Origin of the sequence: Pseudoxanthomonas sp. JBR18 (genome assembly GCF_028198165.1) — a bacterium.
Classification (GTDB): Bacteria; Pseudomonadota; Gammaproteobacteria; order Xanthomonadales; family Xanthomonadaceae; genus Pseudoxanthomonas_A.
The window spans coordinates 670,216-696,126 of record NZ_CP116339.1 but is presented as its reverse complement, the minus strand read 5'-3'; the positions used below and the strand labels follow the sequence as shown (position 1 = coordinate 696,126).

Sequence of the window (25,911 nt, the reverse complement as noted above, 5' to 3'; positions counted from 1 at the left end):
TCATATCCAAGACGCTCCATGCCGGCGAAAGACGGCAGGAGCGTCAGGGAGGATGACGCCGCGTTGTCTTATCGGCAGACCATGTCCTGGGCTGAAGACCTGCCAGGCAGCAGAAATGGCTTGCTCAGCGATGCATTCAGGCGCGGGCCATGGACACGGTGAAGCGAGTCCCACGGCCGGGGTGGGTGGTCAGGCGGACTTCGCTGCCCAGCGTCTGGGCGGTGCGGCTGACGATCCACAGGCCCAGGCCCAGTCCGTCGCTGGCCGGGTCGCCCTGACGGAAGGCATTGAAGACCTCATGGGTGGTCTGCGCGTCCATGCCTTGGCCGGTGTCCAGGACTTCCAGCAGGACCTGATCGCCACGTCGACGGCAGCCAACCAGCACCTTGCCGGTGGCGGTGTACTTGATCGCATTGCCCACCAGGTTGCCGATCACCGTGGCCAGCAGCGTGGGATGGCTGCGTACGCGCAGGTCCGTGTGGACCGCGTGCAGTGCCAGTCCGCGCTGCTCGGCCTGGCGGCGCCAGGTTTCCAGCACCGGCGCAAGCACCTGGGCGATCGGGAACTCGGTCATGCGCGGCGAGGTTCCCGAGCCTCCCGCCGCCGCCATGGTGGCCAACTGCTCGAAGTCCTTGGCGATGCCAGCGAGGGACTGCTTGGCGCTTTCCAGCTGCGCGGCCAACGGTGGCTCGACACTGCGACGGACCTTCTCGATCGTGTAGGAGGCCGCGCGCAGCGGCGTCTTCAGGTCGTGCCCGGCGATGGCCATCAGCCGGCCACGGTAATGCGCTGCTTCCTGCGCATAGGCCAGGGTACGGCGTAGTTCCAGCTGGGCCATGGCCTGCCGTGCCAACGCGGTCAGCGCCTCGCGCTGGGCCTCCGAAAGCCGTCGCGGCTGGGTGTCGAGCACGCAGACGGTCCCCAGTGGCAATCCGTCCGAAGTCTTGAGCAGCGCACCGGCGTAGAAGCGCAGGTGCGGGTCGCCGGTGACCAGTGGATTGCGGACGAAGCGCGGGTCTTCCAGCGTGTCCTCGACCACGAACAGCGCGTCCTGCGCGATCGCATGGGCGCAGATCGAAGAGGTCCTTGGTGTCTGCGGCGCTTCCAATCCCACCCGGCTCTTGAACCATTGCCGGTCGTGGTCGACCAGACTGACCAGCGCCATGGGCGTGCCGCAGATCAGCGCCGCTATACGGGTGATGTCGTCGAAGGCCGGCTCGCTTGGCGTATCCAGGATCCGGTAGCTGCGCAAGGCTTCCAGGCGCAGGCTTTCAGAAGTTGGCGTCGGTGTCTCGGCGATGGCCTCGGGGGCAGGCTCTGGGTTCGTCGAATCCATGGTCACAAGGGGCGCCGGAAAAGCGGGGCCGCGAGCTTAAGCCACCGGCGCATGCGGCGACGTCAATGGCGTTCGAAGAGCGACCCGACCTGGACCATGGTCTAGACTGCACGCCATGCTGCGTCACCGTCGCTTCCTGCTCGCCATGCACCGGCTCGCCCTGATAGGTGTGCTGATGATGGCCATCGCGCCGGCGGTGAGCCGTTGGATGCAGTGGCACGGCGCGCAGGCGCACGTCGCGCACCTGGTGGAACTGTGCACGGGGCAGGGCCTGCGGCTGGTCGATCTGGATCACCTCTCCGATGGCGCGCGCGCGCCGGCCGTAGCGATGGAGCACGCGGGCATGGACCACGGCGACGGCATGCCCATGCCGGCCGGGCACGACGGCGCCGCCTGTGGCTACTGTGTGCTGGCGGCCAACCTGCTGCCCTTCGTGCTGCTGGCGCTGATCCTGCCGCTGCTTCAGCCCGCGTCACGTGCGCTTCCCTTGCGACATGTTCTGCCGCGCCTGCACGCGGCCTGGCCGGCCCACGCCGCGCGCGGCCCACCGCTCCACGCCTGATACACGCCGTTCTTGATCCGCTGCCGGCCTCGCGTGGGCCAGCGGCGGCCACTCCGTGTTCGCTGGAGCTTTATTCCGTGGAATCCTTCCGTTTGCCGCCCGATCGGGCGGTATCGTGGCGTCGTGCGCCGACGCGACCGTTCTGCCTCGGCCTGGCCTTGCTGGCCTGCACCGGCCAAGCCGCCGCCCTGGAGCAGGACGATGCCGTGCTCACCCTGGGCCAAGTGCAGGTCCAGGCCGCAAACCGCGGCGCCTTGCCTGCGCACAAGGTCATCACTTCGGTCGATGTGGTCGGCGCCGATCAGGTGCGCGACCAGCATGTGGACAACACCTGGGAGTTGTTCGGCAAGGTGCCGGGCATGCAGCTCACCCCGTTCCGCATGGGCACGGTGGGGGGCAGTTTCTCGTTCCGCGGGTTCAATGCCGAGGGGCGCATCAACGCGGTCAAGCTGCTGATCGATGGCATTCCCAGTAACGACAACGCTGGCGCGATGCCCTACCTGGACGCGGTGATGTCCGGCGACATCGCCGCCATCGAAGTCGTGCGCGGCACCAACGATGCGCGCTACGGGCTCAACGCCATCGCCGGTGACGTCAATCTGGTCACCCGCACCGGCGGCAACGAGGGCCGGCTGAACCTCACCCTCGGCAGCTACGGCACGCGCGAGGTGCAGTTGTCCAAGGGCTTCGAATCCGGCCCTTGGACGCAGAACTACTTCCTCGGCTGGCGCGATTCGGATGGCGCCCGGGATCATGCCGACGCGGTGAAGCGCAACTTCGCCGCCAAGTGGGGTTACAACGCACAGGACGATCGCTGGCGCGCGCTGCTGAGCACGCGCTACTACCGCAATGACGCGCGCGAGCCGGGTTACTTCAGCACCTATGCGCTGGCGAAGGCCACCCCGCGCGACGCGGTGTCCTACGCGGCGGCAGACGGCGGGCAGCGCCAGACTGCGCAGACCGCGCTGCACCTGGACGGTCGCCTTGGGCAGGCCTGGACCTGGAGCGGCAAGGCCTACGTCAACCGCTACACCAATGCGCGGTTCGTGCGCTTCTCGCAGACCGGCAGCCAGCAGGAGCGCGACAACGACGAGACCCAGCGGGGCCTGCTCGCGACTGCGACCTGGAGCCCGAGCGGCATGTTCGCGCTGGAAGGTGGCGCGGACGCACAATGGCAGGACAACACCGCGCGGCGCTGGCGGACCGCGTCACAGGCCCGCCTGGCGCTGACCCGCGATTGGGATTACACGCTCGACACGCGCGGCGCCTATCTGCAGGCGGTGCTGCAGCCGATCGAAGGGCTCAAGCTGGTGCCGGCATATCGCATCGACCGTGTCGACGGCGCCCTGCACGACCGCATCACCGGCCTGCGCTACGACACCTACGGCTACGGCACCATCCGCCAACCCAAGTTCAGCGCCTCGTATGCGTTGAACGAGGCCACGACGGCCTACGCCAACTGGGGTCGCACCTTCCAGATCGGAGCCGGCGATGGTGCGTATCGCACCACCGTCCACGATCTCGGTCCGTCGATCAACGATGGCTGGGAAGCGGGCTTCAAGCTGGTGCCGACGCCGTGGCTGAGCGGGCGAGTGGCGTACTGGGAGCAGCGCGCCTCCGGTGAGGTCGCCACCGTGCTAGGCGCCACCGGCACCGGCAGCGATGTCACCAATGTCGGCCGCACCCTGCGGCGTGGCTGGGATCTGCAGGCCAACCTGCAGCCGGGGCAACGCTGGAGTGCGTGGTTCGCCTACTCGCGGCAGAAGGCCACGGTGGCCGAGGCCGCACCGGATGCGCCGCTGACCGAAGGCCGTCAGATCGAGAACGTGCCGCGCTGGCTGGCGAGCGCCGGCGTGGACTGGCAGGTCACCGACCGGGTGAAGCTCAGCGCCTGGGGCAACGGCCAGGGCGATTATTATCTCGAACGCACCAATACGCTGGGCCGCTACGGCAGCTACGCGCTGGCCAACCTCGGCGCGACCTGGACGCTGGACGCGCGCAACGAAGTCTCGCTGCAGCTGAAGAACGTCACTGATCGCTTCTACGTCTACGCGTGGTACGACAGCGGCAGCTATGGCTTCTCGCCTGGCGACGGGCGTGCGCTCTATGCCAGCTGGACCTGGAGCTTCTGATGGCCGCGCTTGCGACGACGACCCGGCGTGGCATCGGTGCCGCTTCGCTGTATCGCGCGGTGTGGCGCTGGCACTTCTACGCAGGCCTGCTGGTGCTGCCGTTCCTGGCGTGGCTGGCGCTGACCGGCGCGGGCTTTGTCTATCACAAGCCATTGGACCGGCTGGTGCATCACGCGTTGCTGGTCGTGCAGCCGAGCGCGACGCAGGCGACGCCGCAACGCATCGCCGATGCTGCCCTGGCCGCGCAGCCGGGCCAGGTGTTCCGCTATACCACCCCGGCCCAGGCCGATGCGTCGGCGGAAGTCGGCGTGATCACCGCGACCGGTGCGCGCCGCGTGGTCTATGTGGATCCGGCCGATGCGCGGGTGCTGGGGTCGTTACCGGATCGCGGCACCTTCGGCTGGACGCTGCGCCGTTTGCATAGCCTGGATCTGCTCGGCGCCTGGGCCAGCGCGCTGATCGAACTGGCCGCCGGCTGGACGATCCTGCTGGTGCTGACCGGCGTCTACCTGTGGTGGCCGAGGGGGAGGACAGGCGGCGTGGTCACGGTGCGCGGCAGGCCGACGCAGCGGCTGTTCTGGCGCGACCTGCATGCGGTGCTTGGCATCGGCGCGGGCGCGGCGGTGCTGTTCCTGGCGCTGACCGGGATGCCGTGGTCGTGGCTGTGGGGCGCGCAGGTCAACCAGTGGGTCAATGGACACAACTTCGGCTATCCGGCCGGCGTGCGCGTGCAGGTGCCGATGTCGCAGGCGCGCCTGGCGCAGACCACGGTGCCGGCCTGGTCGCTGGCGCAGGCGCGCCTGCCGCAGTCGATGCCCAAGGATGCGATGGCCGACATGCCCGGCATGAATCACCCGGGTCACGCCAGGAGTGCTGGCACCGCGCCGCAAGTCGGTGCGATCGGGCTGGACCGCGCATTGGCGATCTTCGCTGCGCGCGGCATCGGCGCCGGCTACAGCGTGTCGATGCCGCAGGGTGCGCGCGGCGTGTATACCGCCTCGCTCTACAACGGACACCTGGATCAGCAGCGGGTGATCCACCTGGACCAGTACAGCGGCAAGGTGCTGCTGGATATGGACTATGCCGACTACGGCCCGGTGGCCAAGGCGTTTGAGTGGGGCATCAACGTGCACATGGGCGATGAGTTCGGCAATGCCAACCGGCTGCTGCTGGTGCTGGCCTGTGCCTGCACGCTGCTGCTCTGTGTCAGCGCGGCGGTGATGTGGTGGAAGCGGCGTCCGCGCGCCGGGTTGGGCGTGCCGCCGCTGCCCGCGCAGCCGCGGGCGCTGAAGATGGTCGTGGCGCTGCTGGCGGTGGGAGGCGTGCTGTTCCCGTTGGTGGGCGTTTCACTGCTGCTGGTGCTGGTGTTCGATCTTGGCTGGATGCAGCGCCGGCAGCGGCGTCTGCACACAACGTAGGACAGACAGCGGGCGACCGTGCCGGCATGCTGTCCCCAACGGCGGCGTCGTCCGCCATCGACCTTGAAGGAGAGGGCAAGGCGCATGTTCAAGACCATCGTTATCGCGGGGCTGCTGGGGTTGTTGCCCGTGGCCCAGGCCGCCACGCCGTCGCCGGCCATCCAGGTGCGCGAGGCCTGGACGCGGGCCACACCGCCGCATGCACCGACGGCGGTCGGATACCTGACCCTGGTCAACACCGCGGCACAGGCCGACCGGCTGGTGGGCGCGCGCTCGCCGGCGGCGGCGCGCGTGGAACTGCACGAGAGCGCCATGCAGGGCGGGGTCATGCGCATGCGCCAGGTGGATGGCGTGGATCTGCCTGCCGGCGCAACCGTGTCGCTGGCCCCGTCCGGCACGCATCTGATGCTGGTCGCCCCCACCGGGCCGCTGGTGGCCGGGCAGCAGGTGGAGGTCACCCTGTCCTTCGCCCACGCGCCGGACCTAGTCGTGCACCTGAAGGTGATGCCGCTGGGCGCGGCCGGTCCCCACGACATGCACGACATGCACATGTGACCGGTTAAGGTCGAGGCCAAGCGGACCCGGTGTGGTCCGCCTCGCCGACCGGGGAACAGCGGGCATGAAGCGTCTTTCGCGAATGGTGGCGCGTCTTTACGCACCGGCGCCGGTGCTGGTCGCCACTGGCTGGGGCCTGTCCTTCGCGGCCGAGCACGCGCGTGGCGTGCTCGGCGTGGAGGGCGCGCACCATGCGGCGTCCCTGCTTTCGCTGCTGGGGACTGCGCTGGGATTCATCTGGGCGATGCTCGCCAGCTGGCGACTCTATCTGTGGCTGCGTGGCCTGGAGCAGGGCAGGTGCCACTGCGGCGGCCTGCTCTCGCGCCCGCGTCGCAAGCGCGGTGTGGCGTATCGCAAGTGCCTGGCCTGCGGGGAAAAGGTACCGTTGGCCGCCCCGGCCGTCGCCGAATGAGCCACTGGCAGCGGCGGTCTTCAGTCCGCCGCTGACGCCTGCACGCCTTCGACTTCCGCCCTGGCCTGGTGGCGCAGCAGGAAGCGCTGGATCTTGCCGCTGGGGGTTTTGGGCAGTTCGGCCACAAAGGCGATCTCGCGCGGGTAGGCGTGCGCGGAAAGACGCTTTTTCACGTATCCGGCCAGCTCGGTGGCCAGCGCATCGCTGCCTTCCACGCCCGGCCGCAACACCACGTATGCCTTGACCAGCTCGCGTCGTTCGGGATCGGGCTTGCCGACCACGCCGGCCTCGACCACATCGGGATGTTCGAGCAGGCAGCTTTCCACGTCGAACGGGCCGATGCGGTAGCCGGCCGAGGTGATCACATCGTCGCTGCGGCCGACGAAGGCGATGCTGCCATCGGCATTGCGCTCGACCGTGTCGCCGGTGAGGTACCAGCCATCCTTGAACGGCTGCGCTTGCGCCTTCCAGTAGCCACGGAAGAACAGCGCGGGGGAATCGGCAATGTGCACCGCCAGCATCCCCGGCACGCCGACCGGCTGCGGCTGGCCGTCCTCGTTCAAGACGTCCAGCCGATAGCCGGGCAGCGGATAGCCGGCGCTGCCGGCCTGCACCGGATGCGCTAGCGCGTGATGGTTGCACAGGGTCATGCCGGTTTCGGTCTGGCCGTAGTGGTCGTGGATGATCGTGCCCAGCGCCTTGTCGAACCAGCGGATGACCTCCGGGTTGAGCGGCTCGCCGGCGCTGCTGACCGCGCGCAGCTGGCCCTTCACCTGCGCGGCGGCCGCGTCACCGGCGGCCATCAGCATGCGGTAGGCCGTCGGCGCGCCCATCAGGTTGGTCACGCCGAGTTCGGCAATGGTCCGGTAGCAACTCTCCACGGTGAACGGCCCTTCGTGGAAGGTCACCGAATGGCCCAGCGCCAGCGGACCGGTGATGCCGTAGTAGAGGCCGTAGGCCCAACCCGGATCGGCGATGTTCCACAGGACGTCGTCCTCGCGCACGTCCACCGCCTCGCGCATGTAGGTGGCGATCGCGTCCAGCGCATGCAGCGGGACCAGCAGACCCTTGGCCGCGCCGGCCGTGCCGGAGGTGAACATGACCATGCACGGGTCCTCGCGGTCGCGGGCGACCGGATCGAACGCCTGCGGCAGGCCTTCCAGCGCGGCCCAGAAATCCTCGGCATCGCCGCTACCCAGGGTCAGCACCGGTGGATGGCCCGGCACCTCGTCCAGCTTGGGCCGCTGGTCGGCCGAAGCCACCACCAGCCTGGCGCCGCTGGAAGACAGGCGGTGCTCCAGCGACTTGGGGCCGAAGGCGGTGAACAGCGGCTGGTAGACCGCGCCCAGGCGCCAGGTGCCCAGCACCACGATCAGCAACTCCAGCCGCCGCGGCAGCAGGCCCGCCACCACCTCGCCCGGGCCGACACCACGGGACAGCAGCAAGTGGGCGAATTGGGCCGACCACGCGTCCAACTGCTCGAAGGTATAGCGACGCACCACGCGTTGCAGGTCGATCCAGCACAGCGCCTCGCGCTGCCGGCCCAGGTGCGCGCCGACGCAGGTCTGCCAGGCGTTGACCGGGCCCGGCGCGGGCGTGGTGTCCAAGGTACGCAGGTGTTCGAAGTAATCGCGCTTGACCATGCCCATGTGTCCGGAATCCATTGTCCGGAACAGTAACCGGTTCAGTGCGCTGGCGTATCGTTGTCAGCGACATCTCGCCGCCATGGCATCGTTCAAGGTGCGCACATCGGTCGGGCGAGGCCAGGGCTGTCCATTCGGGACATGCACGCCTGATCCATGTCAGGCTGCGCACCCGAGGTGGCGCACGGAGGTGTCATGAAAAAGCGTGGACGACGGGTCGTTTCCCTCGTGGGCCTGGTGATGTTCCTGGCGTGGTCGTTTAACAGCCTAGCGCTCAGTTGCGACCACTATCCGACCCGCCTTCGCCGTGCGGAGGACGTCTATGTCATCGTTCCCCATGAAGTCTTGTCCCGTGGGCACGTGCTCACGCCGTATTCCCGCATTGCGGGCATGCCCGAAACCTACGACCTGGTGCGCTTTGAGGTGCTCGAAACCCTGCGCGGCCCCAGGCTGCGACAGCTTGACCTGTACTGCGGCAGCGGTTGCGGCGACAACCGGACGAGGCATTCGGTGTTCAATGTGGCGACGCCAAGCGCCGACGGCCGGCCGCGCATGATCATTGCCTGCAACGTCGGTCCCGCTGACGATCAGGCTGACGAGGACACCAAGCTGGCGCTGGACGATGTGCGCGAGCGTGCGCATCGCTGATCTGGGCCGCCCTGCCTCTGCGTCAGCTCGGCAGGGCGGGCTGGAATGGAAAGGGCCGGTAATGAGGCCGGCCCTGAAAGGGAGATAGGACGGTACGTGCGAGTCAAAGCTGCTCGTGGATCCCGCACTCGCGCTTGAGGCCGAAGAAGCGGGTGTCTTCCTCGCGCATGCCCGGCTCCCAGCGGCGGGTGGTGTGGATGTCGCCGATGGAGACGTAACCCTCATCCCACAGTGGGTGGTAGGGCAGGTCGTGGGCTTTCATGTACTGCCAGATGTCGCGGTCGGTCCAATCGGCGATGGGGCTGACCTTCCAGCGCGTGCCGCGCAGCTGCACGATGGGGGTGTCGGTGCGGCTGGTGGACTGCTGGCGGCGCAGGCCGGTGAACCAGGTGCCGACCTCTAGCTCGTCCAGCGCACGGCGCATCGGTTCGACCTTGCGCAGGTTGTTGTACTGCTCGATGCCGACCACGCCCTGCTCCCACAGCCGGCCGTGACGCGCTTCCATCCAGGCGCGACTGACCAGGGGGCGGAACACCTGGATGTTGAGCTTGAGCCGGTCGATCAGGGCGTCGGCGAAGCGGTAGGTTTCCGGGAACAGATAGCCGGTATCAACCAGGATCACGGGGATGTCCGGACGCTGCTGGGTCAACAGGTGCAGGGCCACCGCCGACTGCGCGCCGAAGCTGGAGGACAGCGCGGCCACGCCCGGGCCATGTTCCAGCGCCCAGGCTACGCGCGCGGGCGCGTCCAGCTTCTCCAGCGCGGCGTTGGCGGCTTTCAGGTCGATGGCGTCGGCCGCGCGCGGGCGCGGCGTGTTGGCAGGCAGCGCGTTCATGCGTGCATCTCCACGGGAATGGATCGATGGGTGGGGTAGGGCGGCAAGTCGATCTCGCCGGCCCGATGCAGGAAGTCACCGAAGCCCTCGTCGCCTGCGCGCTCGGCGGCGTAGCGGCCGAACAACGGGTCGAGCGCGCCGAGGATCTCGTCCTCGGTGATGTTCTCCCGGTACAGGGTGTTGAGGCGCTGGCCGCGGTGGTCGCCACCGAGCATCAGGTTGTAGCGGCCCGGCGCCTTGCCGACCAAGGCGATCTCGGCCAGGTACGGGCGCGAGCAGCCGTTGGGGCAGCCGGAAATGCGCAGCACGATCGGGGCTTCGGCCAGGCCATGCCTGTCCAGCAGCGGCTGCAGCTTGTCGGTGAACGCGGGCAGGTAGCGTTCGGCCTCGGCCATGGCCAGCCCGCAGGTCGGCAGGGCCACGCAGGCCATGGCCTTGCGCGCCAGTGCGGTCGGCAAGGCGTTACCGGCGTCCAGACCGTGCTGAGCGATCAGCGCGTCGACCTTCGGCTTGAGCGCATCATCCAGGTTGGAGATCACCAGATTCTGGTTGGCGGTCATGCGGAACTCGCCGATGCCCGCCTCCTGCAGCAGCGCGGCGATCTCGCGCAGGCCGGTCAGATGGGTGGCGGCATCGACATCGGCGATGCGGCCGGCGGAGATCGACAGGGTCAGGTGCCAGCGACCGTCGGTCCCCTGCGTCCAGCCGAAGCGGTCGCCGTTGTGGTCGAAGGCGAACGCGCGCGCGGGCTGGAACTGCACGCCGGCACGCTGCTCGATCTGCGCCTTGATGAAGTCCAGGCCCTTGTCGTCGATGGTGTACTTGAAGCGCGCGCGCTTGCGCACATCGCGGTTGCCGAAGTCGCGCTGGGTGGTAACCACGGCGGTGGCGACATCGAGCAGTTGCGCGCGCGGAATGAAGCCGACCACGTCGGCCACGCGCGGATAGGTTTCCGCATCGCCATGGCTGGCGCCCATGCCGCCGCCGAGGCTGACGTTGTAGCCGACGACCTGACCGGCGTCATCGGTGATCCCGATGAACCCCAGGTCGTTGGCGAACACGTCCACGTCGTTGGTCGGCGGCAGGGCGAAGCCGATCTTGAACTTGCGCGGCAGGTAGGTGTCGCCGTAGACCGGCTCGGTCTCCTCGCCGGCGCCGGCGACCTTTTCTTCGTCCAGCCAGATCTCGTAATAGGCGCGGGTGTTGGGCAGCAGGTGTTCGGAGGTGGCCGCCGCATCGGCGTAGAGCGTGGCGTGCGCGTCGGACAGCAGCGGGTTGGCCGCCACCTGCACGTTGCGGTTGACGTCCCCGCAGGCGGCCAGGGTGTCGATCAGCGCGGCGTTGATCGCCTGCATGGTGGCCTTGAGCTCACGCTTGATCACGCCGTGGAACTGGAAGGCCTGACGCGTGGTGACACGCAGCGAGTGGTTGCCGTACTGGGTGGCGATGGCGTCCAGCTTCAGCCACTGCTCGGGGGTGATGACGCCGCCCGGCGTGCGCGTGCGGATCATGAACTGGTAGGCCGGCTCCAGCTTCTGGCGGCGACGCTCGTCGCGCAGGTCGCGGTCGTCCTGCTGGTAGCTGCCGTGGTACTTGATCAGCGTCTGGTCGTCCTCGCGCAGCGCGCCGGTGACCGGATCGGCCAGGCTCTCCAGCAGACTGCCCCGCAGGCGGCGGCTTTCGGCTTTGATGTCTTCGACGGAATGGCTGCTCATGATCTTCTTTGTTTGAATCGCGGTGTCCGCAGGCGCGGTGTGCGGCGGGGAAGGGCCTGGACGTCAGTAGACGTCGCGGCTGTAGCGTCCCTCGGACTGCAGGGTGGTGAGGTAGTCGTGGGCGGCTTCGGCATCCAGGGCGCCATGCTCGGCGACGATCTGGGTCAGCGCGGCATGCACGTCCTTGCCCATGGCGATCGAGCCGCACACGTAGAAGTGCGCGCCGCCACGCAGCCAGTCATAGACCTCGCGGCCGCGCTGGCGCAGCTTGTGCTGCACGTAGATCTTGTCGGCCTGGTCGCGCGAGAAGGCCAGGTCCAGCTTGTTGAGTTCGCCGCGCTTGAGCGCCTCCTGCCATTCGCTCTGGTAGAGGAAGCCGCTGTTGAAGTGCTGGGCGCCGAAGAACAGCCAGTTGCGCCCCGAGGCGCCGGTTTCGGCGCGTTCCTGGGTGAAGGCGCGGAATGGCGCCACCCCCGTGCCCGGGCCGACCATGATGATGTCGCGCGTGCCGTCGGCCGGCACGCGGAAGCGCTCGTTGGCCTCGACATACACCGCGGCGTGGTCGCCTTCGGCCAGGGAGGCGAGAAAGCCGCTGGCCGAGCCGCTGTGCGCGTGGCCGTGCGCGTCATAGTTGAGCACGTCGACGGTCAGGTGCACTTCCTCGCCCACGCGCTTGGCGCTGGAGGCGATGGAATACAGGCGGGGGGCCAGCGGGCGCAGCGCACCCAGCAGCTCGGCCACGTTCCATTCCACCGGCCAGCGGCGCAGCACGTCGATCACCTGGTGGCTGCCCAGCAGCGCGGACAGGTCGGCGTTGCCGGGGGTGAGCAGGTCGTCCAGCTCGCGCGCGCCGGCCAGCTTGGCATGGGCGGCCAGGAACGGGCGCGAGAGCTTGGTCAGTTCGCGATGACCGGCCAGCCATTCGCGCACGCTGCGTTCGCTGCCGTCGATGTGGTGGGCGGCATCGCCGTCCAGCTTCAAGGCTTCCAGCAGCGGTTCGACCAGCGCATCCGGGTTGCGGTGGACGATGCCCAGCGCGTCGCCCGGCAGATAGGACAGGCCGCTGCCTTCCAGGGACAGCTCGATGTGCCGCACCTGCTTGTCTGGCGCGCCGTGGCGACCGAACGCCGGGCCCTTGAAGTCGCGCCCGGCGATGGGCTGGCTGGCCAGCACCTCGGCCTGAAACGGCGCGCTGGGCGAGTAGACCGGCGTGGCCGCGGCCGGACGCAGCGGGGTGACCGTGGCACTGGGCGCAGCGGCGGACTTGAGGACGTTCCTGGCCTGCTCCAAGGCCTGCGCGCGCCAGGGCGCGGCAACGGTGTCGATGTCCAGGTCGGCTTCGCCGGCGGCGAACAGGCGCGTGGCGCCCAGTTCGGCCAGGCGCGCGTCCAGACGCCGGGAAATGCCGCAGAAGTCGGCGTAGCTGGAATCGCCCAGGCCCAGCACGGCGAACTTCAGTTCCGGCAGCTTGGGCGCGCGGCGGCCGCTGAGGAATTCGGTGAAGCCGATGGCATCGTCCGGCGGATCGCCTTCGCCCTGGGTGCTGATCACCAGGTACAGCAGGCGCTCGCCGGCCAGCTCGCGCGTGGCGTAGCGGTCGGCGCGGACCAGGCGCACCGCCAGGCCGGCGCCTTCCAGCTCTGACGCCAGGGCCTCGGCGGCACGCTTGGCGTTGCCGGTCTGGCTGCCATACAGCACGGTGGCGCGCTCACCTGCGCTGGCCGCGGGTGCGGACGTGGCGGCCGGCACGGCCCCGACCGAGGCCACGGGATGGCCCTGGGCCAGGCCGGCGGCGTAGCCGGACAGCCACCACAGGCGCGCGGCGTCCAGGTCGCGGGTCAGGCGGTGCAGGGCATCGGCCTGATCGGTGGACAGGGGCAGGGGCGGGACGGGCAGGGCGCTGGACATGAGCGGCGGGCAGGGCGGAGCGACAGAGCTCGCAGGCTAGGGGGCCCCACGCGAGCGCGGAAAGGATCAACGGTTATGCGCTTATGCCATCCGCGCATTTCCGCCGCCTCCCACCCCTGCGGATACTGCGCCGCCCCGCTCTTCGATTCCCGTATGGACCTCTCCGCCGACCTGTTGTGGTATGTCGCCATCGGCTTCGGCGCGCAGCTGGTCGATGGCGCGCTGGGCATGGCCTACGGCATCACCGCCTCCACGCTGCTGCTGGGCGCCGGCGTGCCCCCGGCGGTGGCCAGCGCCACGGTGCACGCGGCCGAGTGCTTCACCACGGGCGCCTCGGCCGCCTCGCACCACGCCTTCGGCAACATCGACCGGGTGCTGTTCCGGCGCCTGCTGTTACCCGGCGTGATCGGTGCGGCGGTGGGGGCCTACCTGCTGGCCAGCCTGCCGGGCGATCTGATGAAACCCTGGATCGCCGGTTACCTACTGCTGATGGGGGTGTGGATCGTGGTCCGGGCCTTCCGTCCCTACCAGCCGCGCAATGTGGCCTCGCACCTGCGCCCGCTAGGCTTCTTTGGCGCGCTGGTCGACGCGCTGGGCGGCGGTGGCTGGGGACCGGTGGTGGCCAGCAACCTGCTGGCACGCGGCAACGACCTGCGCCTGACCGTGGGCACCGTCAACGCGGTGGAGTTCTTCGTCACCCTCACCGCCTCGGCGGTGTTCCTGCTCACTCTGGGGGTCGGGCACTGGCAGATCATCGCCGCGCTGGCCATCGGCGGCGTGCTGGCCGCACCAGTCGGTGCATGGCTGGTCAAGCGCGTGCGTCCGCGCCCCATGCTGGGCGTGGTCGGCGCGCTGGTGATCGCGCTCAGTACCCGCACCCTGCTCAAACACTTCAACGTCCTATGACTGATTCCGCCACCGCCTTCGATCCGTCCGTGCCGGGACCGGCCGGGGCTACCATGCCTGCTTCTTCCCAACGGGCCGCCCCGCGCGTGATGCCAGACGCCGTCGCCTCGCTGTCCCATCTCGATCGCCTGGAAGCCGAGAGCATCCACATCCTGCGCGAGGTCGCCGCGGCGTTCCGCAATCCGGTGCTGCTGTATTCGGTGGGCAAGGATTCTTCGGTGCTGCTGCACCTGCTGCTCAAGGCCTTCGCCCCGGCGGTGCCGCCGATCCCGTTGCTGCATGTGGACACACGCTGGAAGTTCCGCGAGATGATCGCCTTCCGCGACCGCCGTGCCGCCGAGACCGGCGTGGACCTGCGCGTGCACATCAACCCCGACGGCGTGGCGCAGGACGTTGGCCCGATCACCCACGGTGCCACGGTCCATACCGACATCATGAAGACCCAGGGCCTGAAGCAGGCGCTGGATCAGTACAAGTTCGATGCCGCCATCGGCGGGGCGCGCCGCGACGAAGAGAAGTCGCGGGCCAAGGAGCGGGTGTTCTCCTTCCGCAACGACAAGCATCGCTGGGACCCCAAGAACCAGCGCCCCGAGCTGTGGAACCTGTACAACGCGCGTGTGCACAGCGGCGAGAGCGTGCGTGCGTTCCCGCTGTCCAACTGGACCGAGCTGGACATCTGGCTCTACATCTACCGCGAGAACATCCCCGTGCCCTCGCTGTACCTGGCCCGCGAGCGCCCGGTGGTCGAGCGCGACGGTGCGCTGATCATGGTCGACGACGCGCGCCTGCCGCTCCACCCGGGCGAAGTGCCGATGATGAAGTCCGTGCGCTTCCGCACCCTGGGCTGCTACCCGCTGACCGGCGCGGTCGAGTCCACCGCCGACACGCTGGAGAAGATCATCGCCGAGATGCTGGTGGCCACCTCCTCCGAACGCCAGGGCCGGGTGATCGACCACGACCCGACCGCCTCGATGGAGAAGAAGAAGCTGGAGGGGTATTTCTGATGACCGCGCACACCGACATCGCGACCTACCTCAAACAGCACGAATCCAAGCCGCTGCTGCGCTTCATCACCTGCGGCAGCGTGGACGACGGCAAGAGCACGCTGATCGGCCGGCTGCTGTACGACAGCAAGCGCCTGTTCGACGACCAGCTGGCGGCGCTGGAGAGTGACAGCCGCCGCCATGGCACCCAGGGGCCGGGCATCGACTACGCGCTGCTGCTCGATGGTCTGGCCGCCGAACGCGAGCAGGGCATCACCATCGACGTGGCCTACCGCTACTTCGACACCGACCAGCGCAAGTACATCGTGGCCGATTGCCCGGGGCACGCGCAGTACACCCGCAACATGGCCACCGGCGCCTCGACCGCGGATCTGGCGGTGGTGCTGGTGGATGCGCGCAAGGGCCTGCTGACCCAGACCCGGCGGCACAGCTACATCGTCTCGCTGCTGGGCCTCAAGCGCGTGGTGCTGGCGGTCAACAAGATGGATCTGGTCGACTTCGACGCCGGCGTGTTCAACGCCATCGCGCAGGACTATCGCGCGCTGGCCGCGCAGCTGGGCATCGAGCAGGTGCAGTGCATCCCGCTCTCGGCGCTGGAGGGCGACAACCTGTCCAGCCGCTCCGCCCGGACCCCGTGGTACGACGGCCCCAGCCTGATCGAGCACCTGGACAGCGTGCCCGTGGACGCGCGCGAGGCCGACAGCGGCCTGCGCCTGCCGGTGCAGTACGTCAATCGCCCGAACCAGAACTTCCGCGGCTTCGCTGGCACCATCGCGGCTGGCGAAGTACGCCCGGGCGACGCGGTGGTGGTGCTGCCCTCGGCACGCCGCTCCACTGTGGCCCGCGTACTGGACGCCAACGGCGAGGTGGACCTGGCCCGCGCCGGGCAGGCGGTGACCCTGACCCTGGCCGATGAGATCGACATCAGCCGGGGCGATGTGATCGCCGCGGCGGGCGACCCGCCCGAGGTCTCCGACCAGTTCGCCGCGCACGTGCTGTGGATGGACGATGCCGCGCTGCTGCCCGGTCGCCCCTACTGGCTGCAGATCGGCGCGCGCACCGTCTCGGCCAGCGTCAGCGAGATCAAACACCGGATCGACGTGAACAGCCAGGAGGCCCTGGCCGCCAAGCGCCTGGAGCTCAACGAGGTGGGGGTCTGCAATCTGTCCCTGGACGAGCCGATCGCCTTCGAACCCTATGCCCGCAACCGGGCCCTGGGCGGCTTCATCCTGATCGACCGCCAGACCAATGCCACCGTCGGCGCCGGCACGCTGGATTTCGCCCTGCGCCGCGCCGGTAACGTGCATTGGCAGCACCTGGACGTGGACAAGGCCGCGCGGGCCCGGATCAAGGGCCAGACGCCCAAGGTGCTGTGGTTCACCGGCTTGTCCGGCGCCGGCAAGTCCACCGTGGCCAACCTGGTCGACAAGCGTCTGCATGCGCTGGGCCACCACACCTTCATCCTGGATGGCGACAACGTCCGTCACGGGCTCAACCGCGACCTGGGCTTCACCGACGAGGATCGTGTGGAGAACATCCGCCGTGTCGCCGAGGTGGCGCGGCTGATGGCCGACGCCGGGCTGATCGTGCTGGTGAGCTTCATCTCGCCCTTCCGCGCCGAGCGGCGGATGGCACGGGAGCGCTTCGCCCCCGGGGAATTTGTCGAAGTCTTCGTCGATGTGCCGCTGGCCGTGGCCGAACGACGCGACGTCAAGGGGCTCTACGCCAAGGCCCGGGCCGGCAAGATTCCCAACTTCACCGGCATCGACTCGCCCTACGAGGCGCCTGAGGCGCCGGAGCTGCACCTTCGCGCCGACACCGCCACGCCCGAAGAGATGGTGGCCCAGGTCCTGGCGCAGCTCGGGCTGGAATAGGTGCCGTTCGCGAAGGCGGCGCACAGGCGTGGCATCCGCCATGCGGGCCCAGCCGTTCGCGCACGTCAGCCTCCCGCCACGGATGTCGCGCAGCGTAAGCCCTGCGCCTCAGCTGCCAGGATGCGAGGCGCGACGGTGGGCTCACCCTCCTGCCCGGACAAGAATCATGTCAGGCAGCGTGGTTGGACCCGATGCCAGCCACTGGCATGACTTGCGCCCGGCGGCGAGGGTTTCGTCCTGCGCCGCTGGCGCGCCGATGACCTCCGTGCCCTGCTGGGCCATGCCGACGATCCGCCGGTCGCCGCGCGGGTCAGCGACCGTTTTCCCTCGCCGTCCACGCGTGCCGATGGCGAAGCGTTTCTTGCCGGTCGCGTCGTGGAGTTCGCCCAGCTGCCGCTGGCCATCGAGTTGGACAGGCATGCCCGTGGCGGCATCGGCATCCGTCGGGGGCAGGGCGCCGATGCCCTAGCGCCGAGCTGGTCGACCGGCTGGCACGCGGACTGGGGCCACGGCCGGACTACCGAATCGTGACCTGCTATGCGCCCCGGGTGATGGACGTGCTGCCGCCGTCGCGGCCGGCCGCAGTGACCCGGGAATCCGATCTCGCCCCGGCATGCGTTCTGCTCAAGGGCGGCTTCGTCGAGGAAGGCACCCAGCGCCGCGCGGTGCTCAAGCACGCACGCCTGCATGACCCGTGGGGTTCGCCCGGATCTGCATGCACGACTGAACCGGGGCGGGCGCGGCCGCTTCGGGTAAGGTGTGGGGCTTGGCGCAGTGCGCCTTCCCTGTTCATCCCGCCCACGGAGCCCCTCGCCGGTGGAAAAACTCGTCTCGACCCTCAACAGCGTCATCTGGAGCCCGGCCCTGGTCTATCTGTGCCTGGGCGCCGGTCTGTACTTCTCGTTGCGCACCCGGTTCATGCAGGTGCGTGGCTTCGCCGAGATGATCCGGTTGATGTTCAAGGGCCAGTCCTCGGCCTCCGGCGTGTCCTCCTTCCAGGCGCTGGCCATGTCGCTCTCCGGGCGCGTGGGCACTGGCAACATCGCTGGCGTGGCCACGGCCATCGCCTTCGGCGGGCCGGGCGCGGTGTTCTGGATGTGGGTAGTGGCCTTCCTGGGCGCCTCGACGGCCTATGTCGAGTCCACGCTGGGCCAGATCTACAAGGAGCGTGACCCGTCCGGGCAGTATCGTGGCGGCCCGGCCTATTTCATCGAGAAGGCCATGGGCCAGACGTGGTACGCCTGGACCTTCGCCATCGTCATGGTGGTGGCCGCCGGCCTGCTGCTGCCGGGCGTGCAGGCCAACAGCATCGCCCAGGGCATGGAGACCGCCTGGGGCATCCCCAACTGGCTCACCGCGCTGGTAGTGGTCATCGCGCTGGGCTTCATCATCTTTGGTGGGGTCAAGCGCATCGCGCGCTTTGCCGAATTCGTGGTGCCGTTCATGGCGCTGGGCTACATGCTGATGGCCTTGTACGTGGTGTTCACCAACCTGGGCCAGGTGCCGGTGGTGTTCGGCCTGATCGTCAAGTGCGCCTTCGGCATGCAGGCCGGGTTCGGCGCGGTCCTGGGGCTGGCGGTGCAGTGGGGCGTCAAGCGCGGCATCTACTCCAACGAGGCCGGGCAGGGCACCGGCCCGCACGCGGCGGCGGCGGCCGAGGTCTCCCATCCGGCCAAGCAGGGCTACGTGCAGGCCTTCTCGGTCTACGTGGATACGCTGCTGGTGTGTTCGGCCACGGCCTTCCTGATCATCTCCACCGGCATGTACAACGTGGAGAACCCGGCCGGCGGCTTCCTCTATGAAGGCCTGCCAGGGGCCGAGGTCGGCCCGACCTATGCGCAGTCGGCGGTGGAAACCGTACTGCCAGGATGGGGGGCGGGCTTCGTGGCGATCGCGTTGCTGTTCTTCGCCTTCACCACCATCGTGGCCTACTACTACATGGCCGAGACCAACATCGCCTACATCAACCGCAAGGTGCATCGGCCGTGGATGACCTTCCTGCTGCGCATCTGCCTGATGGCGGCGGTGGCCTACGGCTCGGTGCGCAGCGCGAAGCTGGCCTGGGGCCTGGGCGATATCGGCGTGGGTCTGATGGCCTGGCTCAACATCATCGCCATCCTGATCCTGCAGAAGCCGGCGCTGCTGGCGCTGCGTGATTACGAGAAGCAGAAGAAGGCCGGGCTCGATCCGGTGTTCGATCCGCAGGCGCTGGGCATCCGCAATGCCGAGCTGTGGAACGAGAAGAAGGCGGACTGATCCATGGCAGGTCCCTGGCAAAAGATTCCGCCGCGTCGTGGCCACGACGCGCGCGCCACAGGTCCGCGTGACCGGCGTGAAGCCGCCCCGCACGCAGACGCGGTCACGCCCCGCGATCCTGCGCCGCGCGCGCCGGCGCGGCGGGGCGAGGAAGTCCGGCTGCATGGCCTCAACGCGGTGCGCGCGCTGTTCCAGGCGCGCCCCGAAGCCCTGCGCAAGCTCTACCTGACCCAGGCCCGCGTGCCGGCGCTCAAGCCGCTGCTGGCCTGGTGCGTGGCCAATCGCGTTGGCTATCGCGTGGTGGAGGAGGCCGACCTCAACAAGCTCGCCGCCAGCGCCCATCACGAAGGCGTGGTGGCCGACGTGCTGCGCCGCCCGCCGCTGACGCTGGAGGCCTGGCTCGCCGCATTGCCGGCTGGGCCGGCACTGGCGCTGTGGCTGGATGGCGTGGGCAATCCACATAACTTCGGTGCGATCCTGCGTTCGGCCGCGCACTTCGGCGTGGCCGGCCTGCTGTTGCCGCAGGACTCACCCCTGGCCCTGTCAGGCGCCGCCGCGCGCGTGGCAGAGGGCGGCGCCGAAGCCGTGCCGCTGGTCCAGGCAGGTGACAGCGCAAGCGCCTTCGCCACCCTACGCGCCGCCGGGTTCGGCCTGGCCGCCACCCTCGTCGAGGGCGGCGACAACCTGTTCGCCGCAAAGCTTCCGCAGCGCCTGGTCTACGTCATGGGTGCCGAAGGCGAGGGCATGGACCGCAACCTGGCCAAGACCTGCGACCTGACGCTCTCCATCCCCGGCACTGGCCGCGTGGAGAGCCTCAATGTCGCCTCGGCCACGGCTGTCTTGCTGGCGCAGTGGGCGAGCCATCGCGCTTAGCCAGCGCGGCAGCGTTGGAGCGCGCTAGGCCATGCAGGGGAGGTCTGGAGTCGTGAACCCGGTAACGGACGGCGGCGATGAGATGGGTCAGTGTGCGCCCTTCTCGCTGCCAGCCGCCTTTGGGGCACTGCCGAAATCCCCCTTCGCCTCAGAGGCCAGATACAGGAACACCGCGTAGGCTGCGACATTTTGCGCAAGGTCCTTCGGGTCGATCTTGTCCAGCGTGTCGTCGGCGTTGTGGTGCAGGTCGAAGTAGTCGGTCCCGTCATGGCCGAGCCATGCCCAGGTCATGCCGAGCTGGGCCATCGCGCCGATATCCGATTCAGGGTCGCCTTGGTCCGGGGTATAGGCCACGTCCAGCGGCTTGAGCGCACCTGCGATCGCCTCGATCGCGCCTTTGGCAGATGCCGGTGCATTGCTGTTGAAGGCATAGACGTGGCCGGCGCCGAAGTCGCTCTCGGCGGCGATCACGTGCTGCTTGATCTCGCTCGCATGCGCCTTGGCATAAGCACGGCCGCCGTACAGACCCTGCTCTTCGTTGGCGAAGGCGACCACGCGCAGGGTGCGTGCCGGGTGCTGCTGGGCGACCAGGTGCGCGGCGGCCATGGCGATGCCGACGCCCGCGGCGTCATCGATGGCGCCGGTGCCCAGGTCCCAGGAATCCAGGTGACCCCCGGTCAGCACGATCTCCTTCGGCTTGCTGCGTCCGGTGATCTCACCGATGACGTTGTAGCTGGTCGCCTCGCCGTCCCAGCCACAGTCCAGCGCCAGGCGCACCTTGACCGGCCCCAGCGCCAGCAACCGCTCGAGCTGGTCGGCGTCGGGAATGGACATGGCGGCCGCCGGGATCGGCGTCAGGCCTTCCTCATAGCGGGTCATGCCGGTGTTGACCACCCGATGCGGCGTGGTCCCGGCCGAGCGCATCAAAAAGCCGATGGCCCCTTTCTTGATTGCCTCGGATGGGCCGCGGCCGCGGATGCCGCCGCCGTAGCGATAGTCGCCGCCGTCGCGCTTCTTGTGCATCTGGAAATCGACGAAGGCGATCTTGCCGGTCAGCGAACCGGCCGGCGCGGCCTGCAGCGCGGCCAGGTCGGGGAAACGCACGATTTCGCCTTCGATGGTGCCGCCGGCGCTGCCGCCCAGCGCGGTGACCACCAGGGACTGGGCGTGCTCGCCGAGCACCTGCGCGTGTTCGCTGCGGCGCTCCCACCTTGGGAAGGTCACCGGCTCGGTCCAGACCTTGTCGAAGCCCAGCTCCTTGAACTTCGCCTGCGCCCAGGCCACGGCGCGCGCATCGGCTTGACTGCCGGCCAGGCGTGGGCCGACCTCGGTGGTCAGCGATTCGGTGATCTTCCAGCCGGTGTCGTCGGCCAGCGCCTGCTGGCGCAGCGTGGCGGCGGTGGTGAGTGCGGCGTCGGGAATCGTGGTGGGACTTGCGGCCTGCAGCGGCATCGATACGCACAGCAACAGGGCCGAGGCCAGGATCGAACGACGCATGCAGGCACGCTCCAGAATGAGGGGAGCCGCGAGCTTAACAGCCCGCGGCTCCCGGATTTCCGGCGGAGTGCGCGCTGGATTACTTCTTGAGCGCGTCGCGGATCTCGCGCAGCAGCAGCACGTCTTCCGGCGGCGCGGCCGGGGCGGCCGGCTTGGCTTCCTCCTTGTGCTTGAGGCGGTTGATTCCGCGCACCACCAGGAAGACCGCGAAGGCAATGATGAGGAACTGAATGACGATGTTGATGAAGGTGCCGTAGTTGATGGTCACCGCCGGGATCTCGGTGCCGGCCGCATCGACGCTGGCCTGGCGCAGGGTGACCACCAGCGAAGAGAAGTCCACGCCACCGATCAGCAGCCCGATCGGCGGCATGATCACGTCGTTCACCAGCGAGGTGACGATCTTGCCGAACGCCCCGCCGATGACCACGCCCACGGCCAGGTCGATCACGTTGCCGCGCATTGCAAAGGTCTTGAATTCGCTCATCATGCCCATGGTGGGTTCCTTGTATGGGGGAGGGGAAGCGCAGCCAGCCTAGCGCAGGACGGCGTGCATGCCCGGTCAGGCCACGATGCCGCCCTGCAACTCGACCACGCCCTCGAGTCGGGCGAGATAGCGGTCGCCGGTCTGCAGGGCCGCCACGCCCGACGGCGTGCCCATGAACACCAGGTCGCCCGCCTTCAGGGCGTAGAGCTTGGACAGTTCGTGCAGGATCTCCGGCACGTTCCAGATCATATCGGTCAGCGGTGCTTGCTGGCGCAGCGCGCCGTTGACTTCAAGCGAGAGCGTGCGCGCATCCAGGCCGTCCACCTCGGCGGCCGGGACCAGTTCGCTGATCGGCGCGGACTGGTCGAATCCCTTGGCCGTGTCCCACGGCAGTCCGGCCTTCTTTGCCGCAGCCTGCAGGTCGCGTCGGGTCAGGTCCAGACCCACGCCATAGCCGAAAACCAGGCTGCTGGCGACCTCCTCGGGCAGCACGCCAGCCCGTGCGTCGCGCCCCAGCGCGACGACCAGTTCCACCTCGTGGTGCAGGTCCTGCGTGCTGCGCGGATAGCGCACATCGGCATCGCCGGTGACGATGGCATCGGCAGGTTTGGAGAAGAATGTCGGCGTGCCGCGCTCGGCCTTGGATGCCGGTGCGGTGGCGCCCATCTCGCGGGCGTGATCGGCGAAGTTGCGGCCCACGCAATAGATCCGGCGCACCGGGAAGGTGCCGCCGCCACGCACGGGGACGCGCGCCTGCACGGGCGCGGGAATCACATCGGACATCGTCGCATTCCTAACGATCGGAGAATGCGCAAGTGTAAGCGCCATGCGTCAAGCCGGCGCCGAGGTCTAGTGCGACAGCGGCAAGGCCTGCTTGCGGACGACTTCGTATTCGCCTTCCACCACGCGGCGCCCCTGGGAGGCTTGGCGTGGACGCGGGCGCAGCATCCGGTAGGCCATACCGGCGGCCAGCATGCCGGCGCCGACGAACAGGCCGAAGAACACCAGCACGCAGAGCACGCCCAGGCCGATGAGGCCGACCACGAGGCGCAGCAGCGGGTGACGGGGCTTGCGTGGCGCGAACGCGGCACGCAGGCGTTGGCTGTCGAATGAGAACGTACGGATCATCGGGCTCGTGACAGAATGCGGCGGGAACCGATGGGTCAGTATGGCGCCCTGAGCAGGAATCGTGTGAAACCTTTGTTAAGACCATGGCCTTGATTGCGTTTGACGCCCTGATCGATGGGGAACCCGTCGAGCTGGAGGCCGTCATCGACGGCAGTCCCGAATCGTTGGTGGTGCTGCGCAGGGCAGACACGGTGCGCGCCTGGCTCAACGTCTGTCCGCACGCCGGGCGCCGCCTGGATTGGGCGCCGGGCAAGTTCCTGCGCAGCCGCGAGGGGCATCTGGTGTGCGCCGCGCATGGCGCCGCGTTCGAATTGCAGGACGGTCGCTGCGTGGCAGGTCCCTGCCGCGGACAGGCGCTGCGTGCGGTCGACGTCCAGGTGAGCGAAGGCCAGGTGGTCCTGTCCGCCTAGCGATGCTCGTGGAGGGTGTGGCCCGCGGCGCGCAGGGCCTGCAGGGCCTCCGGCAGCTGATGCTGCTTGACCATCACGTAGTCGGTATCGAAGGTGGAGACGGCGAAGATCCCCACGCCGGCCTGCGCCAGCGGATCGAGCACCTGGGTCAGGATCCCGGTCTGATCGAACGCGAACGGGCCGCGCAGCATCAGCGTGCGCCAGCCGCGCTCGCATTGCGCGTCCTCGGGCGCCTGGTCCTCCTGACAGACGATGGACACCTCTTCGTGGGTCCAGCTCACATGCGCCAGCGCACCGGGAATGAACCACGCCGGTAGCGATGAACCAGCGGGCAGTCGGCACACCGCCGAGCGTTCTTCAAGCAGATGCAAATTCAGCGCCATGCGGGTTCTTATGTAATCGGGTCTGGTGGCCGGCTCAGACCCGGGTGCTCCACCAGAACATCAGGTTGACCATGCCCACCACCACCGCCGTATAGATCAGCGACATCGGACCGCCCACGCGCCACATCTGCCGCGCGTTGTAGTTGGCCGGGCCGGTGATCATGGAAATGACCGGGTTGGAGGCGGTCATCAGGTTGTTGGAGGCCGATAGGGCCGTGATCAGCGCGAAGGCGGTGGGATTGCCGCCGGCCGCCAGGGCCAGGTTGATCGCCATGGGCACCATCACGATGGTCGCGCCCACGTGGCTGATGACCAGTGAGAACGCCGTGGTCAGCAGCGCGATGGCGATCTCCAGCACCCAGATGGGCAGGCCGTCGGGCAACTGTTCGACTGTGTGTCCGGCAACCCAGGCCGCCGCGCCGCTGCTGTCCATCGCCCAGCCCAAGGGAATCAGCCCGGCCATCAGGAACACGGTCTTCCAGTTGATCGCCGCGTAGGCCTCGTCCATGCGCAGCACGCCGGTCAGGAGCATGCCGGCCACGCCGGTCATCAGAGTCAGGGCTACCGGCAGGCGCGAGGTCAGCGCGATCAGGATGGTGACGGCGAAGATCGTCATGGCGATCTTGAACTTGTGCGGGCGCTGTTCGCCCTTGGGGTAGTCGGTGACCACCACGAAATCGCCGCCCTTGGCCGTGGCCGCCAGGTCCTGCCAGATGCTGTGCAGGACCAGCATGTCGCCGGCGCGCAGCGGCACCTTGCGCACATCCTCGCGCACGACCTTCTTGTCGCGGTAGATCGCCAGCAGACTGATGCCGGACTTCTTGCGCAGCAGCAGTTGGGCTGCGCTCTTGCCGATGAAGCTGGAGGTCGGCGGGATCACCGCCTCGGAGATGCCGGCGCGGCTGGGGTTGAACAGGTCGCCGAAGTGGCGCAGTCGCGAGGACAGGCGCAGGAACTGGTTCTGGGCGAAGTCGGCCACGTCCTGGCGCTTGCCCATCACCCCCAGCACGCTGCCCACCCAGATGCGCATGTCCGCCGGCGGCGCCAGGCGGGTGTCGTTGCCGGTCTGCAGGGCGAGCATCAGCGGCGCCTCGTGCACGGTCTCGGCCTCGCCCAGGGTCATGCCCACCAGCGGGCTGTCGGCGGTGACGGTGAGCTCGAACACCTCGCCCTCGATCCCGTAGGTGTTGGCGAAGTAGCTCTCGGTCCGCGCCGGGGCGGCGCTGGAGGAGGGTGTGGTCTCGCGCTGCAGCTTGCGTGCGCCGTAGAAATGGAAATACGCCAGCGAGGCCAACAGCAGGGCCAGGCCGATCGGCAGCGGCGCGAACATGCGCAACGGCTCCAGCGTGGCCATGCCCGAGGGCAGGTTGTTGTTGGCCGAGACCAGCAAATCGTTGAGCAGGATCAGCGGCGAGTTGCCGACCATCGTCAACGCGCCGCCCATCACCACCGCCGAGCACACCGGCAGCAGGATGCGCTGCAGGTTGAGCGTGGTGCGCGAGGCCAGGCGCGCGGCCACCGGCAGGTACAGCGCCATCACCGACGGGTTCTGCATGAAGGAGGAGTTGAGCCCGGCGATGGCCGAGGTCAGCAGCAGCAGGCGCTTCTCCACCCCGTGCCCGCGCCGCAGCAGCCACGAGGCCAGGCGATTGAGCGCGCCGGTCCGGTCCAGGCCCGCGCCCAGGATGGTGGTGGCGATGATGCTCATCACCGCGTTACCGGAAAAGCCGCCGAAGATTTCCTCTGGCGCGACCAGCCCGGTCAGGCCGAGCACGACCAGCACGACCAGCGCCACCACGTCGGCGCGGATGCGCTCGAACAGGAACATGACCATCACGAAGCCGACCAGCCCGAGCACCAGGCGCATGTCGTTGGTCAGCGTCAGGCCGGCGTCATCCATTACCTGGCTCGGGCTCCCGCGCGTGGGCGTGC

At 68.6% G+C, this 25,911-nt stretch carries 24 protein-coding genes; 12 read left to right on the top strand and 12 right to left on the bottom strand.

Going from position 1 to position 25,911, the window contains the following annotated elements; genetic code table 11:
• Window positions 1-136: 136 nt before the first annotated feature.
• A complete protein-coding gene (locus PJ250_RS03310; protein WP_271647129.1) occupies window positions 137-1,336 on the bottom strand; it encodes a sensor histidine kinase in 1,200 nt (399 codons plus the stop codon).
• Between the two features lie 115 nt (window positions 1,337-1,451).
• Between PJ250_RS03310 and PJ250_RS03305 the strand changes: the two genes are divergently transcribed.
• From PJ250_RS03305 to PJ250_RS03285, 5 genes are all read left to right on the top strand, one after another.
• Window positions 1,452-1,898: a DUF2946 family protein gene (locus PJ250_RS03305; RefSeq protein WP_271647128.1), complete on the top strand. Its 447-nt coding sequence runs from the start codon at window positions 1,452-1,454 to the stop codon at window positions 1,896-1,898.
• Window positions 1,899-2,050: 152 nt separating this feature from the next.
• Window positions 2,051-4,030, top strand: coding sequence for a TonB-dependent receptor (locus PJ250_RS03300; RefSeq protein WP_271648510.1), 1,980 nt, complete (start codon window positions 2,051-2,053; stop codon window positions 4,028-4,030).
• Window positions 4,030-5,448: a PepSY-associated TM helix domain-containing protein gene (locus tag PJ250_RS03295; protein WP_271647127.1), complete on the top strand. Its 1,419-nt coding sequence runs from the start codon at window positions 4,030-4,032 to the stop codon at window positions 5,446-5,448. Before PJ250_RS03300 ends, PJ250_RS03295 begins: the two co-directional genes overlap by 1 nt.
• A gap of 84 nt (window positions 5,449-5,532) precedes the next feature.
• Window positions 5,533-6,003, top strand: coding sequence for a copper chaperone PCu(A)C (locus tag PJ250_RS03290; protein WP_271647126.1), 471 nt, complete (start codon window positions 5,533-5,535; stop codon window positions 6,001-6,003).
• A gap of 64 nt (window positions 6,004-6,067) precedes the next feature.
• Entirely contained in the window at window positions 6,068-6,415 is a 348-nt protein-coding gene (locus PJ250_RS03285; protein WP_271647125.1) for a hypothetical protein, read from the top strand.
• Window positions 6,416-6,435: 20 nt separating this feature from the next.
• On the opposite strand, the gene PJ250_RS03280 is transcribed toward PJ250_RS03285, so the two are convergent.
• On the bottom strand, window positions 6,436-8,064 hold the full coding sequence (locus PJ250_RS03280) for an AMP-binding protein (RefSeq protein WP_271647124.1): 1,629 nt from the start codon (window positions 8,062-8,064) through the stop codon (window positions 6,436-6,438).
• 189 nt (window positions 8,065-8,253) lie between these two features.
• Here PJ250_RS03280 and PJ250_RS03275 point away from each other — a divergent pair, with 189 nt between their 5' ends.
• Window positions 8,254-8,706: a hypothetical protein gene (locus PJ250_RS03275; RefSeq protein ID WP_271647123.1), complete on the top strand. Its 453-nt coding sequence runs from the start codon at window positions 8,254-8,256 to the stop codon at window positions 8,704-8,706.
• A 103-nt stretch (window positions 8,707-8,809) separates the two neighbouring features.
• On the opposite strand, the gene PJ250_RS03270 is transcribed toward PJ250_RS03275, so the two are convergent.
• From PJ250_RS03270 to PJ250_RS03260, 3 genes are read right to left on the bottom strand one after another with little or no spacing between them, the layout of a single operon-like run.
• Window positions 8,810-9,541 (bottom strand): phosphoadenylyl-sulfate reductase, encoded by a 732-nt coding sequence (locus tag PJ250_RS03270; protein ID WP_271647122.1) that lies wholly within the window; start codon window positions 9,539-9,541, stop codon window positions 8,810-8,812.
• Complete coding sequence (gene cysI / locus PJ250_RS03265) at window positions 9,538-11,274, bottom strand: assimilatory sulfite reductase (NADPH) hemoprotein subunit (protein WP_271648509.1); 1,737 nt, start codon at window positions 11,272-11,274, stop codon at window positions 9,538-9,540. Before cysI ends, PJ250_RS03270 begins: the two co-directional genes overlap by 4 nt.
• Before the next feature lie 45 nt (window positions 11,275-11,319).
• Window positions 11,320-13,164 (bottom strand): assimilatory sulfite reductase (NADPH) flavoprotein subunit, encoded by a 1,845-nt coding sequence (locus PJ250_RS03260; RefSeq protein ID WP_271647121.1) that lies wholly within the window; start codon window positions 13,162-13,164, stop codon window positions 11,320-11,322.
• A gap of 153 nt (window positions 13,165-13,317) precedes the next feature.
• Here PJ250_RS03260 and PJ250_RS03255 point away from each other — a divergent pair, with 153 nt between their 5' ends.
• From PJ250_RS03255 to cysN, 3 genes are all read left to right on the top strand, one after another.
• Complete coding sequence (locus PJ250_RS03255) at window positions 13,318-14,070, top strand: sulfite exporter TauE/SafE family protein (RefSeq protein ID WP_271647120.1); 753 nt, start codon at window positions 13,318-13,320, stop codon at window positions 14,068-14,070.
• An 89-nt stretch (window positions 14,071-14,159) separates the two neighbouring features.
• Window positions 14,160-15,074 carry a sulfate adenylyltransferase subunit CysD gene (gene cysD, locus PJ250_RS03250; RefSeq protein WP_271648506.1) on the top strand — a complete coding sequence of 305 codons (915 nt, stop codon included), beginning with the start codon at window positions 14,160-14,162 and terminating at the stop codon, window positions 15,072-15,074.
• Entirely contained in the window at window positions 15,074-16,948 is a 1,875-nt protein-coding gene (gene cysN, locus PJ250_RS03245; RefSeq protein ID WP_271647119.1) for a sulfate adenylyltransferase subunit CysN, read from the top strand. Before cysD ends, cysN begins: the two co-directional genes overlap by 1 nt.
• 141 nt (window positions 16,949-17,089) lie before the next feature.
• On the opposite strand, the gene PJ250_RS03240 is transcribed toward cysN, so the two are convergent.
• On the bottom strand, window positions 17,090-17,368 hold the full coding sequence (locus tag PJ250_RS03240) for a hypothetical protein (RefSeq protein ID WP_271647118.1): 279 nt from the start codon (window positions 17,366-17,368) through the stop codon (window positions 17,090-17,092).
• 396 nt (window positions 17,369-17,764) lie between these two features.
• On the opposite strand from PJ250_RS03240, the gene PJ250_RS03235 reads away from it, so the two are divergent.
• Window positions 17,765-19,204: an alanine/glycine:cation symporter family protein gene (locus PJ250_RS03235; protein ID WP_271647117.1), complete on the top strand. Its 1,440-nt coding sequence runs from the start codon at window positions 17,765-17,767 to the stop codon at window positions 19,202-19,204.
• A 24-nt stretch (window positions 19,205-19,228) separates the two neighbouring features.
• Window positions 19,229-20,077, top strand: a complete 849-nt coding sequence (locus PJ250_RS03230; RefSeq protein WP_271648505.1) for a TrmH family RNA methyltransferase — start codon at window positions 19,229-19,231, stop codon at window positions 20,075-20,077.
• A gap of 87 nt (window positions 20,078-20,164) precedes the next feature.
• Here PJ250_RS03230 and PJ250_RS03225 read toward each other — a convergent pair whose 3' ends face one another.
• From PJ250_RS03225 to PJ250_RS03210, 4 genes are all read right to left on the bottom strand, one after another.
• Entirely contained in the window at window positions 20,165-21,574 is a 1,410-nt protein-coding gene (locus tag PJ250_RS03225) for a M28 family peptidase (protein ID WP_271647116.1), read from the bottom strand.
• Between the two features lie 79 nt (window positions 21,575-21,653).
• Window positions 21,654-22,067: a large-conductance mechanosensitive channel protein MscL gene (gene mscL / locus PJ250_RS03220; RefSeq protein ID WP_271647115.1), complete on the bottom strand. Its 414-nt coding sequence runs from the start codon at window positions 22,065-22,067 to the stop codon at window positions 21,654-21,656.
• A gap of 66 nt (window positions 22,068-22,133) precedes the next feature.
• On the bottom strand, window positions 22,134-22,841 hold the full coding sequence (locus PJ250_RS03215) for a fumarylacetoacetate hydrolase family protein (RefSeq protein ID WP_271647114.1): 708 nt from the start codon (window positions 22,839-22,841) through the stop codon (window positions 22,134-22,136).
• 66 nt (window positions 22,842-22,907) lie between these two features.
• On the bottom strand, window positions 22,908-23,186 hold the full coding sequence (locus PJ250_RS03210; protein WP_271647113.1) for a hypothetical protein: 279 nt from the start codon (window positions 23,184-23,186) through the stop codon (window positions 22,908-22,910).
• Between the two features lie 83 nt (window positions 23,187-23,269).
• Between PJ250_RS03210 and PJ250_RS03205 the strand changes: the two genes are divergently transcribed.
• On the top strand, window positions 23,270-23,596 hold the full coding sequence (locus PJ250_RS03205) for a Rieske (2Fe-2S) protein (RefSeq protein ID WP_271647112.1): 327 nt from the start codon (window positions 23,270-23,272) through the stop codon (window positions 23,594-23,596).
• On the opposite strand, the gene PJ250_RS03200 is transcribed toward PJ250_RS03205, so the two are convergent.
• Entirely contained in the window at window positions 23,593-23,979 is a 387-nt protein-coding gene (locus tag PJ250_RS03200; protein WP_271647111.1) for an ACT domain-containing protein, read from the bottom strand. The genes PJ250_RS03205 and PJ250_RS03200 overlap by 4 nt on opposite strands.
• 34 nt (window positions 23,980-24,013) lie before the next feature.
• Window positions 24,014-25,879 carry an SLC13 family permease gene (locus tag PJ250_RS03195; RefSeq protein ID WP_271647110.1) on the bottom strand — a complete coding sequence of 622 codons (1,866 nt, stop codon included), beginning with the start codon at window positions 25,877-25,879 and terminating at the stop codon, window positions 24,014-24,016.
• Window positions 25,880-25,911: the final 32 nt, after the last annotated feature.